Below are 15469 nucleotides of genomic sequence, written 5' to 3' on the forward strand. Positions count from 1 at the left end.
GAAATCTCTGCGAAAAGTGGCGTCGCACGCGCGAATTAGTGTGAATGTACCGCGTGGCGGCTGAGGTATGCTCCAGCTACTGCGTTCCTGCATCCCCTGCACCCGGAAGAAGGACAACACACAATGCGCATCCGATATGTGGCCCCCGCGGCCGCCTTCGTCGCCATCGCCGCGCTCGCGCTGACCGGCTGTGTCGACAACTCCACCCCCTCGAGCGGCGGCTCTGCGTCGAGCGCCGCCGACGTGAAGAAGGACGACAGCCTCGCGTCCCAGCTTCCCGAGGACGTCAAGTCGGCCGGCACCCTGACGGTCGGGATGGACGACACCTACCCGCCGAACGAGTTCAAGGACGACAACGGCAACCCGGTCGGCTGGGAGGTGGAACTCACCAACGCGATCACCGCCAAGCTCGGCCTCAAGACCAAGTTCGCCATCGCGAAGTTCGACAACATCATCCCGAGCGTCGCCGGCGGCAAGGACGACATCGGCATGTCGTCGTTCACCGACACCACCGAGCGCGAGCAGCAGGTCGACTTCGTCAACTACTACACCGCCGGCATCATGTGGGCCTCGGCCAAGGGCAAGGACGTCGACCCCGACAACGCCTGCGGGCTGAAGGTCGCCGTGCAGGCGACCACCTACGAGGACACCGACGAGGTCCCCGCCAAGTCGAAGACCTGCACCGACGCCGGAAAGGCGGCGATCGAGGTTCTGCGCTACGACACCCAGGACGACGCGACCAACGCCGTCATCCTCGGCAAGGCGGATGCGCTCAGCGCCGACTCGCCCGTCACCCTGTACGCGATCTCCAAGTCGGAGGGCAAGCTGCAGACGGCCGGAGAGGCCTTCGAGGTCGCGCCGTACGGCATCCCGATCGCCAAGGACTCGAAGCTGACCCCGGTCATCCAGAAGACGATCCAGGCGCTGATCGACGACGGAACCTACGGCAAGATCCTCGACAAGTGGGGCGTCTCCGACGGCGCCGTCACGACCGTCGAGGTCAACGCCGCCTCGAAGGGCTGATGAACCATGTCCCTGGGCAACCAGGACCGGTCGGCGACGGGAACCCCGTCGCCGGCCGGCACCACCGCTCCACCCGCGACGTCTGAGCCGATCAAGGCGATCAAGCTCAAGCACCCGTGGCGCATCATCATCGCCGCGGTGCTCATCCTCCTCCTCGTCTGGTTCATCATCGATGCCTCCCAGCGCGAGGCATACGGCTGGCCGAACGTCGGGAAGTACATCTTCGACAGGCGCATCAGTGCTGCTGCGCTCGTCACCCTGCAGCTGACGATCTACTCGATGATCATCGGCGTCGTGCTCGGGCTCATCCTCGCGGTCATGCGCCTCTCGCCGAACCCGGTCGTGAAATCGGTCGCCTGGCTGTACCTCTGGATCTTCCGCGGTACGCCTGTATACGTGCAGCTGGTGTTCTGGGGCCTGTTCTCGCTGATCTACCCGCAGATCTTCCTCGGCGTGCCGTGGACCGACTTCGGCGTGAACCTCGACCTCGGCTTCATGCAGAACGCGTTCGTGATCGCGATCATCGGGTTGGCTCTCAATGAGGCGGCCTACATGGCGGAGATCGTGCGCGCGGGACTCTTGTCGGTCGACGCCGGGCAGGAAGAGGCGGCGACCGCTCTCGGGATGTCCTGGGGCCAGACCATGTCCCGCATCGTCATCCCGCAGTCGATGCGCGTGATCATCCCGCCGACCGGCAACGAGGTCATCTCGATGCTGAAGACGACCTCGCTGGTCGCGGCCATTCCGCTGACCACCGACCTCTACGGTGTCGCGCGCGACATCTCCGCGGTGACGTTCACGCCCATCCCGTTGCTGATCGTCGCGTCGCTCTGGTATCTGCTCTTCACGTCGATCCTCATGGTGGGCCAGTACTTCCTGGAGAAGCGGTTCTCGCGCGGAGTCTCGGCGCGCAGGCCCGACCGCGGCGACGGCGGCGCGACCACCGGCGCGATCGCGGGCGCCAGCATCGAGGGACCGGCCGGCAACGATCTGGGAGGCAAGGGATGAGCGAAACGACCCTGACCGGAAGCACGGCCTCGTCGGCCACCGCGCCCCCGATGGTCCTCGCCGATGGTGTCTCCAAGAGTTTCGGATCGAACGAGGTGCTGAAGAGCATCTCCCTGTCGGTGAGGCGGGGCGAGGTGCTCTGCATCGTCGGCCCGTCCGGATCCGGCAAGTCCACCTTCCTGAGGTGCATCAACCACCTCGAGCGTGTGGATGCGGGCCGCCTCTCCGTCGACGGCGAACTCGTCGGCTACCGCCAGCATGGCGACAAGCTGTACGAACTGAAGCCCAAGGAGGCGTCGAAGCAGCGCCGCGAGATCGGGATGGTGTTCCAGAGGTTCAACCTGTTCCCGCACATGACGGCGCTGGAGAACGTCATGGAGGCTCCGATGCGGGTCAAGGGCGTCCCGAAGTCCCAGGCGGCGGCACGCGCGCAGGAACTGCTCACCCGGGTCGGTCTCGGGGACAAGGGCGACCACTATCCGGCGCACCTCTCGGGCGGTCAGCAGCAGCGCGTCGCGATCGCCCGCGCACTCGCCATGGACCCCAAGCTGATGCTCTTCGACGAGCCCACCTCGGCGCTCGACCCTGAGCTCGTCGGCGAGGTGCTCGACGTGATGAAGGGGCTGGCCGCATCCGGAATGACCATGATCGTCGTCACCCACGAGATGGGCTTCGCCCGCGAGGTCGCCGACGAGATCGTCTTCATGGACGGCGGCGTCGTCGTCGAGTCGGGCGATCCGCGCGAAGTGCTGGCCAACCCCCAGCACGCCCGCACCCAGGCCTTCCTCTCCAAGGTGCTCTGAGAGCCGCCGAGTCCACGAACTGTCTGTGGACTCGGCGGTTTTCGGGCGAATTCGCGCGTACTCGGCAGTAACTTTCCGCGGACTCGAGGGCGGTCAGCCGCCGAGGACTTTGCGGAGGCGTTGTAGCGACGCGGTCTCGGCCGTGCCGAGGCCCTGGGCGAACAGGCTGACGCGGAACTCTTCGAGCATCCAGCGCGCGTGGACGATCGCTTCGCTCGACCCCGGCGCCGGCGGGATGCGCCCGCCCGCGTCCGTGTAGAGCGCGAGCGCGGTCTCCACCTGCGTCTGCCAGGCCCGGTCGCGGCCCGGATTCACCGGGAGGGCCGCGATGCGCTGGGTGATCCCGTTGAGGTAGCGCGGGATGTGCTGGAGCCGCTCGAGGCCGGTCGCCGACACGAATCCGGGGTAGACGAGTCCGGCCAGCTGGGTCTTCGCGTCGTTGAGCGCGGACAGGAACACCAGAGAGGTCGCGCCACCGATCGCCTTCTCGGCGGCGCGCGCGGCCGTCAGGATGCGCGTGACCAGGGCGATGGTCTGGAACATCGAGTCCATGACGATCCCTGACACCCGATCGCGCACATCCTCGAACTCGGCGCGCATGAAGACCTGGCCGTCGGGCTTCATCCGGTACAGCACACTGTCGATGACGGCGAGCAGTGCGTCGTCGAACAGGGCCTTGGTGGTGGGGTACGGGCTGGCGGCGATGGTCAGCTTCTCGTTCGCGGTGAGGTGCTGCTGCACGTAGGCGACGGGAGACGGGATGGAGGCCAGCAGCAGACGACGCACGCCGCCGGGCATCGCGGCGGCCTGGTCGGCGGGGGTGCTCATCAGGCGGATGCTGACGCTCGACCCGTCGTCGACGAGCGCCGGGTAGGCGCGGATGACGTTGGTCGCCCCGCCCGGACCCTTCTGCTCGGTGTCGAGGAAGCGCGGGAGCTCGTCGAAATCCCACGTCGTCAGGCCTGCGCGCTCGAGAGCGTTGGGTGTGCGGGCTTCGGCGACGCGGGCCACCGAGTCGCGGGCGCGCGAGCGCAGCTGGTCCTGGAGCGCCGCGAGATCCTTGCCCGACGCCATCGGCCGCCCGCGCTCGCCGACGACCTGGAACGTCGGCCGCAGGTGGGCGGGGATGCGCTCCAGATCGAAGTCCTCGCCGGTCACCCGCGAACTGGTCAAGCGGTTGATGGCCGCAGCGAGAGTGTCCGCGAGGGAGGCGGCGGGCCGCTGGCCCTCGTGGGCTCGCATCCCCGAGCTCTCCCGAAGGTCGCCGAGCAGACGCGTCGCCCAGTCGCCCGCCGGAACGACGAGCCGGCGGATCGCCTTCGGCAGCGACTTGATCATCGCCGTCACGAGCTCCTGGCGAAGCCCGGGAACCTGCCAGTCGAATCCGTCGGGCACCAGTCCGGCAAGGAGCGGGAGCGGAACCTGCACGGTGACGCCGTCGTCCTCGGCTCCCGGCTCGAACCGGTAGCGCAGCGTCAGCTGCTGATCGCCCTGGCGCCACACCGGTGGGAAGGCTTCGTCGTCGACCGGCGTCGAATCCTCGGCGAGCAGCGCTTCCTGGGTCATCGTGAGCAGCTCGGGCGTCTCGTTCTTCGCGGTGCGCCACCAGCCCTCGAAGCTGCGGGTGGAGACGACGTCGGCGGGGATGCGCTGGTCGTAGAAGTCGAAGACGGCCTCGTCGTCGTTGAGGATGTCGCGGCGGCGCGTGCGCTCTTCGAGCTCGCGCAGCTCGGCGCGCAGTTTCTTGTTCGCGCGGTCGAACGCCTGGTGCGAATCCCACTCACCCTCGACGAGCGCGTGGCGGATGAAGAGCTCGCGGGCGAGTCCGGGGTCGATGCGCGAGTACTGCACCCGGCGGCGCGGGATGATCGGCACGCCGTAGAGTGTGGCCCGCTCGTACGCGACGACGGCGCCCTGGCTCTTCTCCCAGTGGGGCTCGCTGTAGCTGCGCTTCACGAGGTCGCCGGCGATCGGCTCCGCCCACGCGGGGTCGATGGAGGCGTTCATGCGGGCGAAGAGGCGGCTGGTCTCGACGAGCTCGGCGCTCATCAGCGCGTTGGGCTGCTTCTTGGCGAGCGTCGATCCCGGGAAGATCACGAAACGCGTCTGGCGCGCTCCGAGGTATTCGGCGTTACGGCCGGCGCGAGCGGATGCGCTGCCCGTGCCGCGCCCGGAGCCCGCCTTGTTGCCGGATGCGGTCGCATCCTTCAGCCCGATGTGCGAGAGCAGACCGGCCAGGAGTGAGCGGTGGATGCCGTCGGGGTTGACCGAGGGGTCGCCCATCGTGAGTCCGAGCGGCTTGGCGAGCTGACGCAGCTGCCGGTACACGTCCTGCCATTCGCGCACGCGCAGGAAGTTGAGGAACTCGTTCTTGAGCAGACGGCGGAACGCGCTCGACGAGAGCTCCTTCTGTTTCTCCTCGAGGTAGTTCCAGAGGTTCAGCAGGGTGAGGAAGTCGCTGGTGGGGTCGGCGAACCGCGCGTGAAGCTCATCCGCCGTGCCGCGTCTCTCGACGGGTCGTTCGCGCGGGTCCTGGATGGTCAGACCGGCGACGATCGCCATCACCTCGCGCGACGTGCCGTGCTTCTTGGATTCGACGACCATCCGGGCGAACCGGGGATCGATCGGGAGCTGCGCGAGTTGCCGGCCCACCTTCGTGAGGGCCGAGTTGCCGTCCTTGGCGCGCACGACCGCGCCGAGTTCGGCCAGCAGGTCGAGTCCGTCTTTGATGCCGCGCGAGTCGGGCGGGGTGAGGAACGGGAACGCCGCGATGTCTCCGAGGCCGAGGGAGATCATCTGCAGGATGACGGCGGCCAGGTTGGTGCGCAGGACCTCAGGTTCGGTGAACTCCGGGCGCTTCTCGAAGTCCTCCTGGGAGTAGAGCCGGATGGCGATCCCGTCGCTGGTGCGGCCCGAGCGGCCGGACCGCTGGTTGGCGCTCGCCTGCGAGATCGCCTCGATCGGCAGCCGCTGAACCTTGGCTCGCACGCTGTAGCGGGAGATTCGCGCCGTTCCCGCATCCACCACGTACTTGATGCCAGGCACGGTGAGGCTGGTCTCGGCAACGTTCGTCGCGAGAACGATGCGCCGCCGCACGCCCGGCATCGTCGACGGCTGGAACACGCGGTGCTGCTCCGCGCTCGACAGCCTCCCGTAGAGGGGGAGCACCTCGGTGTACGGCAGGTTTCGTCCGCGGATCGCGTCGGCCGCATCCCGGATCTCGTTCTCGCCCGAGAGGAAGACGAGCACGTCGCCGGGTGCCTCGCGTGCGAGTTCGTCGAGGGCGTCGTTGATGCCCTGCAGGTAGTCGCGATCGGCCGAGGGGATCGGGTCCGCATCCTCGTCGTCCTCGTCGAGCACGGACTCCGCGACCAGCGGGCGGTAGCGCACCTCGACCGGGAAGGTGCGCCCGGAGACCTCGACGATCGGGGCGGGCTTGCCGTCCGCGTCGGCGAAATGGGCGGCGAAGCTCTCGGGGTCGATGGTCGCCGAGGTGATGATGAGCTTGAGGTCGGGACGCTTCGGCAGCAGCTGTCGCAGGTAGCCGAGCAGGAAGTCGATGTTGAGGCTGCGTTCGTGCGCCTCGTCGATGATGATCGTGTCGTACTTGCGCAGCATCCGGTCGTGGTGCATCTCGTTCAGCAGGATGCCGTCGGTCATCAGCTTGATGCGCGTGCCCGCTCCGACACGATCGGTGAAGCGCACCTGATACCCGACGAGACCACCGACGTCCTCGCCGAGCTCCTCCGCGATGCGCTCGGCGATCGTGCGCGCGGCGAGGCGACGTGGCTGCGTGTGCCCGATGTTCTCGCGGCCGATCTCGAGCGCGATCTTGGGCAGCTGGGTCGTCTTGCCCGAGCCGGTCTCACCGGCGACGATGACGACCTGGTTCTCCCGGATGGCGCGGCCGATCTCCTCCCGCTTCTGGCTGACGGGGAGCTCAGGCGGGAAGTGCAGGCGGGCGGGGGAGACCGTAGAAGACATCAGCCTTCCATCCTACGGCGTCGCCGCACAGGCGCACTACGCCAGGTCGAGGGTGCGCAGCCGGTACGAGGAGTGCAGGTAGAACGCTGCGAACAGACCGTAGACGATGCAGGCAACGGCAGGGATGAACGAGCTGTCGGGTCGCGACGCGAGCGCGCCCAGCAGGGAGATTCCCGTGGCCACCGCCAGGCCGGAGCCGATCCAGAAGCCGGCTGCCGGCCTGGCGGTCGCGCGCCACCAGGCACGCGGGTCTTCGCGATTCTCTTCCGCACCCCGGAAAGTGCGGACGCCGATCACGACGAAGGCGATGTTGAGCACCGCGACGATGATCACGTCGATCGTGGGGTTCACCAGCTGCTGGAAGACGAACACGTTCAGGACCAGCAGCACGGCATAGCCGCCGACGATGTAGATGATCTTCCCGGTGATCGTCACGATGCGCACACGGCGAGCCTAACGAACTAGTTGACTTCTTCGGGGTGTGCGCTGACGCGACCTTCGCGCTCCATGGCACTGATGGCGGCCACCTCGGCGTCGGTCAGCTCGAAGTCGAAAACGTCGAAGTTCTCGGCCATGCGCTCACGGCGGTTCGACTTGGGGAACACGATGTTCCCGGTCTGCAGGTGCCAGCGGATGACGACCTGAGCGGGCGTCTTGCCGTGCGCCTGGGCCGGGGCGGCGACCTCGGGAGCCTCGAACAGCGGGTACTTGCCCTGGCCGAGCGGACCCCAGGCTTCGATCTCGATGCCGTGCGCTCGCGAGAACTCGGTCACCTCGGGCTGCTGGTGTGCCGGGTGCAGCTCGATCTGGTTGACCGCGGGGACCACCTCGCCGGCGGCGAGGAGCTTCTCGAGGTGCGGTACGAGGAAGTTGGAGACGCCGATGGCCTTCGCGCGGCCGGTCGCGGCGATTTTCTCGAGCGACTTCCAGGCCTCGACATAGTTGTCGTTCTGCGGTGCCGGCCAGTGGATGAGGTACAGGTCCACATAGTCGAGGCCCAGCTTGGCGAGCGACTCGTCGAAGGCGGCCTGCGCATCCGTCTGCCGGTCGTTCCAGAGCTTCGTCGTCACGAACAGCTCGTCGCGGGGGATGCCGGAGGCGGCGATCGCCTGGCCCACACCCTCCTCGTTGCCGTAGATCGCCGCGGTGTCGATGTGGCGGTAGCCGACTTCGAGCGCGTCGGTGACGATACGGGTCGTCTCGGCCGGGTCGACGCGGAAGACGCCGAAGCCGAGTTGCGGGATGGTCGTGCCGTTGTTCAGAGTCAGAGTGGGGATATTTGCGTTTGCAACCATCCCTCCACGGTAATCGGTGCCCCCATCCTGTTCCAATTGTCCTCGGTCATGGACTCAGAGAGAGCCGCTATGAATCCGGTAACGTCAGGGACCATGGCGTCGCGCGAACGGGTCGAAGAACTGGCACAGCGGGTCCTCGTCGAGAGCGGGGAGCGCATCGCCACGGTGCGCGAGGAGATGTTCCACCTCATCGACGCAGCGTCGGAGGACAGCACGCCACGCCCGACCGAGGCCGTCGGCATCCTCTCCCCGACGCGCGACGGCGTGCTCTGCGTCGTCTCCTGCGTCTGCGTGGCCGCGTCGGAGGGGCAGCCCATCACGATGATCGCGACCCGAGTGGGTGCGGTGGACCGGGACGAGGAGGAGCTGAGCCCGACCGACGAGGAGGCGCTCGCATTCTCGCTCGCCCTGCTCGGCGACTCCTGGTTCACGCTGTCGCTGCGCGACCGCACCGAGGTGCTCGACCCGGCGCGTGCCTCACGAGGCGTCAGGCTGTACTTGTCGAGCGACTTCCAGCCCGGAGTGCCGGAGGTGCTCGGCGAGTCGCTCATCGCCACGACGGACACCCTCGGCTGAGGTGATGCAGCGACGTGTGTGACGTCGCGTGACGCCCTGGTTTACGCCGTGTGACGCCCGCCCTGGCGCGCACCCGAGCACAGGCCTAGCGTCGTGCCATGCCCGAGTTCTCACCTGCGTCCCCCGCCGTTGCCGGTCGGCCTCTGCGCATCGTCGCCGTCTCCGGAAGCCTGCACGCACCGTCGAAGACGACCGCCCTCGTCAAGGAGATCCTCGCCTCGTTCGGTCGCGAGGTCGCCGTGGACGCGCATCTCATCGCCGTCAGCGAGATCGGGCCCGACTTCGCCGGCACGCTTCAGCGTGACCAGCTCCCCGCCTCGGTGGAGGAGGAGCTTCAGCGCATCGAGAGCGCCGACCTGCTGATCGTCGCCAGCCCGGTCTACCGCGCATCCTTCACCGGTCTGTTCAAGCACCTGTTCGACTTCGTCGGCCAGTACGCCCTCGTCGACAAGCCTGTGCTGCTGGCGGCGACGGGCGGGTCGGACCGGCACGCCCTCATCATCGAGCACCAGTTCCGCCCGCTGTTCGGCTTCTTCCAGGCGCTGACCCTGCCGATCGGCGTGTACGCCAACGACTCCGACTTCACGGCCGGTGCTGTCTCCAGCCTCGAGCTGCACGAACGGATCGATCTCGCCGTCGCCCGGTCGCTACCGCTCATCCGCAGCAACGTCGCCGAAGCCGAATCGATCGCGAAGTACCTCGGCCGATGAGCACTGCGGCCGGGACGCTCTGACGGGCTCGCCATGATCCTGGGGGCGGTGTTCCGAGCGCTCGGTGCGCATCCTGCAGGCTGGCGTATGCCCGGGGCCCACCGCGACCCGCTTCAGGATGCTGCGGTGCTGCGACGCACGGCGCGCGCGGCCGAGGCGGCCAAGTTCGACTACCTCTTCTTCGGAGAGTGGCTCGCCACCGGTCCGGACCTCGAGTTTCGCGACCCCGATCTGCTGGCGCGAATCGACCCGGTGAGCTCGATCGCCTACCTCGCGGGGGTCACCAAGCGGATCGGCCTGATCGCGACGGCGAACACCACGTTCGTCGACTTGTTCACACTGGCGCGGCAGACCGCCTCCATCGACAGGCTGAGCGCTGGTCGTGCCGGACTCAACATCGTCACGGGCGCCGATCCGCGTGCAGCAGGCAACCACGGACGCGAGGGTCGCGCAGGCACCGAGCCCAACTACGATCAGGCCGGCGAGCTCGTGCGGGCGCTGCGGCTGCTCTGGGACAGCTGGGAGGACGAAGCGTTCGTGCGGGACCAGCGCACCGGCAGACTGATCGACCCCGACAGGGTGCATCGAACGGATGCGGTCGGCGACTACCTGCGTGTGACCGGTCCGCTCACGACGCCCCGACCGGTGCAGGGCCATCTGCCGATCGTGCATGCCGGAACGTCGACGCGCTCGCGGCAGCTGTCGCGCGAGCTCGCCGATCTGGCGCTCGTGGCCCAGCCCACGCTGGAGGAGGCGGTCGCGTTCCGAGCCGACCTCCGGGCGCAGGCCCGAGCGCTCGGCCGGGAAGAGGGGGCTCCGCTCGTCGTCACGCCCGTGCTGCCCGTCGTGGCGGAGACGAAGGCCGGGGCGCAGGGGATCTACGACCAGCTCCTCCGGCTCGTTCCGCTCGACGACGGCTCGCCGCTGTCTCGGTCACCGGACTTTCCGGCCAACCGGTCGATCCGGGCGCTGTCGTCGGCCGTCGGCGTGCCGCTGGGGACGCCCGAGCTCGACGACGAGGTCCCGCTCCGGGTCGCCCGTCGGTTCGCGGAGGGCGGCCAGCGCATCCTCGAGACGGTCGCCGCGCGTACCGGGAGGAGCGTCGGAGGCGAGTTCGCGATCACCTACCGGCACCTCCTCGCGACGCATGCCGTACCCACGTCGGCGATCGTCGGCAGCGGGCACGAGGTGGCCGATCACCTGGAGGAGTGGTTCAGCGCGGGAGCGGTCGACGGCTTCAACATCCAGACCCCGTTCCTGCAGGCGCAGTTCACCGCGTTCACATCATCGGTCGTGCCGGAACTGCAGCGCCGGGGACTGTTCAGAACGGAGTACGAGGGCACCACGCTGCGGGAGCACCTGGGCTTGGAGCGCCCGCAGAACCTGCACGTCGCCGAGGCACTGACCGCGCGAGCCCGCCACGCCGGATGAGGCGGCGGGCTGTCGCGCGGCAGACTGTCGAAAAGGTCAGGCTCTCGGGCGGGTGAGGATGATCGCACCCGGTGTCGCGCGGAGCTCCACGAGCGGACAGGCGAACGGGTCCTTCTCGCCGAGCCCGACCCGGTTGATATAACGCGTGACGATGGCGTACGACTCGATCAGGGTCGTCTCGGTGTAGAGCACCCCGGCCGTCGTGCAGAACTCCCGGATGGTCGGAGCCGCCCGGCGCAGGTGCGGTCGCGGCATCGACGGGAACAGGTGGTGCTCGATCTGGTAGTTCAGGCCGCCCATCATGAAGTCGAGAACACGGCTGCCGTGGATGTTCCTGCTCATCAGCACCTGCCGGCGCAGGAAGTCGATCTTCAGGTCATGCGGAACGAGCGGCATCCCTTTGTGGTTCGGAGCGAAGGACATCCCCATGTAGAAGCCGAACAGCCCGAGTTGCACCGCGAGGAAGACCGCCGCCTTCCCCGGAGAGAGGACCACGAACACCAGGGCCAGAAAGCCCAGGATCCTCACTGCGAGGAAGGCGATCTCCACCGGGCGCCTTTGCACGGGGGCTCGGGAGAGGACCCGCCGCACGCTCGACGCGTGCAGCGACAGTCCCTCGAGAAGGAGGATCGGGAAGAAGAACCAGCCCTGGTGCCCGATCACCCAGCGGAACACGGGCGGGCGCGGAACGGTCGCCTGCGCGGGAGTGAACGCCACCACGGGCAGGTCGATGTCGGGGTCGACGCCCTCCCGGTTCGGATTGGCGTGGTGGCGGGTGTGCTTGTGCTGCCACCAGCCGTAGCTCATCCCGACGAAGAGGTTGCCGATCACCAGGCTCGTCCAGTCGTTCCAACGCCCGGAGCGGAAGATCTGACGGTGAGCGGCATCGTGGCCCAGAAACGCGATCTGGGTGAAGACGAACGCGAAGAGGACCGCCGTGAACAGCTGCCACCAGCTGTCTCCGAGCACCAGGAACAGCCCGATGGACAGGATGGTCACGACGGGGACCGCGATCAGTTTGGCCCAGTAGTAGCCGTACCGCCGCCGGAGCAGACCGGAGGAGCGGACGATCGACGCCAGAGCCGTGAAGTCCTCCGCGTGCTCGGGTCTCGACGGGCCCTCGGCAGGGAGCGCTCGGACAACAGTTCCGGCCGGGGCGGGATCGACTTCAAGTGCCATTGTGACTCCCCACAACGCTCGTCGCGCCGGGGTCCGGGGCACTGAACCCAGTCTACGCTCGTGCCGGATGCGCGGCCCCGGCTGCCAGTGAACTCGCAGCGCTTTGGTACGCGCGCGTCCGGACGTAGGGTGGCGGCATGGCGAATCGGCTCGCGGATGCGATCAGTCCATATCTGCGGTCGCACGCCGGCAATCCGGTCGATTGGTTCCCCTGGGGTTCGGAGGCCTTCGCGGAGGCCGAGCGGCGCGACGTGCCCGTGCTGATCTCGATCGGCTACGCGACCTGTCACTGGTGTCACGTGATGGCACGGGAGAGTTTCAGCGATCCGGAACTCGCCGCCGAGCTCAACGCGCGGTTCGTGGCGATCAAGGTCGACCGGGAGGAGCATCCGGATGTCGACGCCGGGTATCTGTCGGCCGCCAGCGCGTTCACCGGCAATCTCGGCTGGCCGTTGACGGTCTTCGCGACGCCGCGCGGGCGGGCGTTCTTCGCCGGCACGTACTTTCCACCCGTTCCCGTCGCGGGCCGGGCGTCGTTCCGGCAGGTGCTCGACGCGGTGTCGGATGCGTGGACCGACCGTCGCGAGGAGGTCGAGGACAACGCGGCCACGGTCGCCGCGGCTCTGGAGGCCGCATCCACGGCCGCCACCGAGGTCGTCGAGCTCCCGGACGGCGCTGCCCTTGACGAGGCGATCGCGCTTCTCGCCGACGCCGAGGACCGGGAGTTCGGAGGTTTCGGCTCGGCGCCCAAGTTTCCCGTCGCACCGGTCCTGGGGTTCCTGCTCGCGCGTGAGGCGGGTGCCGACCTCGCCGTGCGCACCCTCGAGCGGATCGCCGCCTCCCCGCTCCGCGACCCGGTCGACGGCGGGTTCTTCCGCTATGCGACCCGCCGTGACTGGAGTGAGCCGCACTACGAGCGGATGCTCTACGACAACGCCCTGCTGCTGCGCGAGTACGCGCTCGCCTGGCAGCGCACCGGTGCGTACTGGGCCAGGGAAGCGGCCGAGGGCATCGCGCAGTTCCTGCTCACGGTGCTGCGCAGACCGAGCGGCGGCTTCGCGTCGGCGCAGGACTCGGAGAGCCTCATCGATGGCCTTCGCGTCGAGGGCGGGTACTACCGGGCGTCGACGACGGAGCGTGCCCTGCTCGATCCGCCTCCGCTCGACGAGAAGATCCTCACCGGCTGGAACGGGCTCGCGATCGGGGCGCTCGCCCAAGCGGGCTTCATCCTCGACCGGCCGGAGTGGACGGCCGCCGCACGCGACGCGGCCGAGCTGCTGCTCGCACGGCATCGCCGGGCCGACGGGACGCTGGCGCGCGCCTCCCTCGGCGACCGGATCTCCGAGGCGTCGGCGACCCTCGAGGACTACGGCGGACTGGCGGGCGGGCTGCTCGATCTGGCGCTGTTCGCGGGGGAGCCGCGCTACGCATCCGCCGCCCGCGACCTCGTTGACCTCTGCATGGACGCGGCCGACGAAGACCGCTGTGCGCTCGAAGTGCCCGGCGGCGGCGACCCGGTACTGCAGGGAAACGGGATGGGGATCCGCGTCGACCCGTCCGAAGGCGCGTACCCGTCCGGACTGTCGGTGACCGCATCCGCCGCCCACACGCTCTACCTGCTGACCGCGGAACGCCGCTATGAGCGGGCAGCGCGCGAGGCGATGCGTCACGTCTCGGCTCACGCCCTGCGGACGCCGAACGCCTTCGGTTCGGCGCTCGAGCTCATGTCGCGGCTGTCGGGTGAGCCGGAGCAGCTCCTTCTCGTGCTGCCCGACGGCGCGATGGGGGGAGCGCTCGTGGATGCTGCACGCATCCGGCCCACCGAACTGGTCGCTGTCGCCGACGAGACCGCCACCGCCGCATTCGCCGCCGACGGCTTCGAGCTGTTCGCTGCGCGGACGACACGCGAGGCCCTGCCCACCGCATACCTCTGCCGCGACTTCGTCTGCCGACTGCCGGTCACCGACCCCGCGGGGCTGTAGAGCAGCCCGGGCCGATCGGGGTCACGCCCGCTCGACCCTGTCGAGCATCCCCCAGACCGCTTCACTGAGTTCGGGATGCTCGAGGGCGATCCGCCGGAGGACGCTGTACTCGAAACGGGCGAACGTCTCGCGACCGGCGGCGGGATGGTGGGCACGGGACTGTTCCTCCGCCAGATCGAACGCGTCGATCGCGGTCAGCCGAAGGGCGATGACGACCTGCTCGTCGACGCTCGGCAGCTCGGGGATGAACTGCCAGGGGTCCTCGCCGGCGCGGCAGCGGTGCTCGATGATCGCGGAGAGCTCGTCCCTGGCCTGCTGACGGAGGACTTCGATGCTCGTCGGCACTGGATCCGCCACGGTCGTCCTCCTTGCGCCTCTCGTCGTGTTCAGCCTCGTTCCGTCGGTTCATCCAGCCTACGACGCTCCACGGGCACGTCGTCACAGGAGATTCTGTGGAAAGCCGCCAGACCCGCCGCCGGCGGCGCGGGGCGGACGGGCGTGTGGATACGGCCTGTGCCGCTCAGGCCGAACGGCCCAGCAGGAAGGCGTTCAGGTCGGCGGTGACGGTCGCATCCACAGTGACGGGCCGTCCGTCGAGGGCGATGACCGGAGCGGCCTGGCGAACGCTCGAAACCAGCCAGAGGGAGTCGGCACTGCGGAGATCGTCGGCCGTGATGCGCTCGTAGGCGGTGGTGAAGCCGCGCTCCTCGAAGAAGGCGAACACGCTGGCCTGGGTGGTTCCGGCGAGGATGCCCTGGTCGGTCTGCGGCGTTCGCACGGAGTCGCCGTTGCGCACGATCACGTTCGAGGTCGGGCCCTCCAGGGCGAAGCCGTCCGAGCTGACGAAGATCACGTCGTCCGCATCACGGCGGGCGGCCTCGCGGAGTGCGGCGCGATTCGCGGCATACGACAGGGTCTTCGCGCCCTGCAGCAGCCACGGGCAGGTCTCGGCGACATCGTGGCGGTATCCGCGGTCGAGGGTGACGACACGGATCCCGAGACGCGCTGCGGTGAAGTCCTCGGCCTCATCGACGAAGACCCAGCCGCTCGGCCGGCGCGTGCCCTCGATGCCGCGGGTGAGGATCAGCTTCGCATACAGCTCGCGGGCCGTGCCGTGCTCGAGCTGGCTGTCGTTCTCGAGCCGGTACCGCTCGATTCCCGCGTGCACCGCGCGCCGCCACACGTCCAGGTCGGGCTCCGGCAGGTCGAGCAGCGCTGCCGAGTGCGCGAGCCTCTGCACGTGGGGTTCGAGCGCTTGCGGGTGCCCGTCGACCACGCTGATCGTCTCGAACACCCCGTCGCCACGGGTGAGGCCGAGGTCCATCAGGTTCACCTGGGGCGCGGACGCGTCGACGGCGACGAAACCGACGTCGGCGATGTCGCCGCCCGCGGGCGGCCTGCCGCCGGCAGGGACGGATTCGGCGCCAGGAGCGGAGGTCGGCTTCGTGAGTCTGAGCAGCGTTGCGCGAGTCATCTCT

The 15469-nt window shown here is 68.6% G+C and carries 13 protein-coding genes; 7 read left to right on the forward strand and 6 right to left on the reverse strand.

Going from position 1 to position 15469, the window contains the following annotated elements:
- The first annotated feature begins 123 nt into the window (after positions 1 to 123).
- The 3 genes from ACFVV0_RS11705 to ACFVV0_RS11715 are packed head-to-tail and all read left to right on the forward strand — an operon-like array spanning position 124 to position 2834.
- On the forward strand, positions 124 to 1023 hold the full coding sequence (locus tag ACFVV0_RS11705; protein WP_387062818.1) for an ABC transporter substrate-binding protein: 900 nt from the start codon (positions 124 to 126) through the stop codon (positions 1021 to 1023).
- A 6-nt stretch (positions 1024 to 1029) separates the two neighbouring features.
- Positions 1030 to 2031, forward strand: coding sequence for an amino acid ABC transporter permease (locus tag ACFVV0_RS11710; RefSeq protein WP_387062821.1), 1002 nt, complete (start codon positions 1030 to 1032; stop codon positions 2029 to 2031).
- Positions 2032 to 2081: 50 nt separating this feature from the next.
- Positions 2082 to 2834: an amino acid ABC transporter ATP-binding protein gene (locus ACFVV0_RS11715; RefSeq protein WP_387063557.1), complete on the forward strand. Its 753-nt coding sequence runs from the start codon at positions 2082 to 2084 to the stop codon at positions 2832 to 2834.
- Positions 2835 to 2927: 93 nt separating this feature from the next.
- Here the strand turns inward: ACFVV0_RS11715 and hrpA are convergent, their stop codons facing one another.
- Genes hrpA through ACFVV0_RS11730 form a run of 3 tightly spaced genes read right to left on the reverse strand, consistent with a single transcriptional unit; the run spans position 2928 to position 8113 of the window.
- Positions 2928 to 6818, reverse strand: coding sequence for an ATP-dependent RNA helicase HrpA (gene hrpA, locus ACFVV0_RS11720; protein ID WP_387062824.1), 3891 nt, complete (start codon positions 6816 to 6818; stop codon positions 2928 to 2930).
- A gap of 36 nt (positions 6819 to 6854) precedes the next feature.
- The gene (locus tag ACFVV0_RS11725) at positions 6855 to 7262 is read right to left on the reverse strand and encodes a hypothetical protein (RefSeq protein WP_387062827.1); all 408 of its coding nucleotides are present in this window, start codon (positions 7260 to 7262) and stop codon (positions 6855 to 6857) included.
- A 17-nt stretch (positions 7263 to 7279) separates the two neighbouring features.
- Positions 7280 to 8113, reverse strand: coding sequence for an aldo/keto reductase (locus ACFVV0_RS11730; protein WP_387062829.1), 834 nt, complete (start codon positions 8111 to 8113; stop codon positions 7280 to 7282).
- 93 nt (positions 8114 to 8206) lie between these two features.
- Between ACFVV0_RS11730 and ACFVV0_RS11735 the strand changes: the two genes are divergently transcribed.
- The 3 genes from ACFVV0_RS11735 to ACFVV0_RS11745 all read left to right on the forward strand — a co-directional run bounded on the left by ACFVV0_RS11735 (position 8207) and on the right by ACFVV0_RS11745 (position 10830).
- Complete coding sequence (locus ACFVV0_RS11735; RefSeq protein ID WP_387062831.1) at positions 8207 to 8689, forward strand: hypothetical protein; 483 nt, start codon at positions 8207 to 8209, stop codon at positions 8687 to 8689.
- 98 nt (positions 8690 to 8787) lie between these two features.
- Positions 8788 to 9399 (forward strand): FMN reductase, encoded by a 612-nt coding sequence (msuE, locus tag ACFVV0_RS11740; RefSeq protein ID WP_387062834.1) that lies wholly within the window; start codon positions 8788 to 8790, stop codon positions 9397 to 9399.
- A gap of 33 nt (positions 9400 to 9432) precedes the next feature.
- Complete coding sequence (locus ACFVV0_RS11745; RefSeq protein WP_387062837.1) at positions 9433 to 10830, forward strand: NtaA/DmoA family FMN-dependent monooxygenase; 1398 nt, start codon at positions 9433 to 9435, stop codon at positions 10828 to 10830.
- A gap of 36 nt (positions 10831 to 10866) precedes the next feature.
- On the opposite strand, the gene ACFVV0_RS11750 is transcribed toward ACFVV0_RS11745, so the two are convergent.
- Positions 10867 to 12009: a fatty acid desaturase family protein gene (locus tag ACFVV0_RS11750; protein WP_387062840.1), complete on the reverse strand. Its 1143-nt coding sequence runs from the start codon at positions 12007 to 12009 to the stop codon at positions 10867 to 10869.
- 137 nt (positions 12010 to 12146) lie between these two features.
- Between ACFVV0_RS11750 and ACFVV0_RS11755 the strand changes: the two genes are divergently transcribed.
- Positions 12147 to 13991, forward strand: coding sequence for a thioredoxin domain-containing protein (locus tag ACFVV0_RS11755; protein ID WP_387062843.1), 1845 nt, complete (start codon positions 12147 to 12149; stop codon positions 13989 to 13991).
- A gap of 21 nt (positions 13992 to 14012) precedes the next feature.
- Here ACFVV0_RS11755 and ACFVV0_RS11760 read toward each other — a convergent pair whose 3' ends face one another.
- Together ACFVV0_RS11760 and ACFVV0_RS11765 are read right to left on the reverse strand one after the other, a co-directional pair.
- A complete protein-coding gene (locus ACFVV0_RS11760) occupies positions 14013 to 14348 on the reverse strand; it encodes a hypothetical protein (RefSeq protein WP_387062846.1) in 336 nt (111 codons plus the stop codon).
- A 163-nt stretch (positions 14349 to 14511) separates the two neighbouring features.
- Positions 14512 to 15465, reverse strand: coding sequence for an aminodeoxychorismate lyase (locus tag ACFVV0_RS11765; RefSeq protein ID WP_387062849.1), 954 nt, complete (start codon positions 15463 to 15465; stop codon positions 14512 to 14514).
- Positions 15466 to 15469: the final 4 nt, after the last annotated feature.

This window comes from Leifsonia sp. NPDC058230, from assembly GCF_042882245.1.
Classification (GTDB): Bacteria; Actinomycetota; Actinomycetes; order Actinomycetales; family Microbacteriaceae; genus Leifsonia.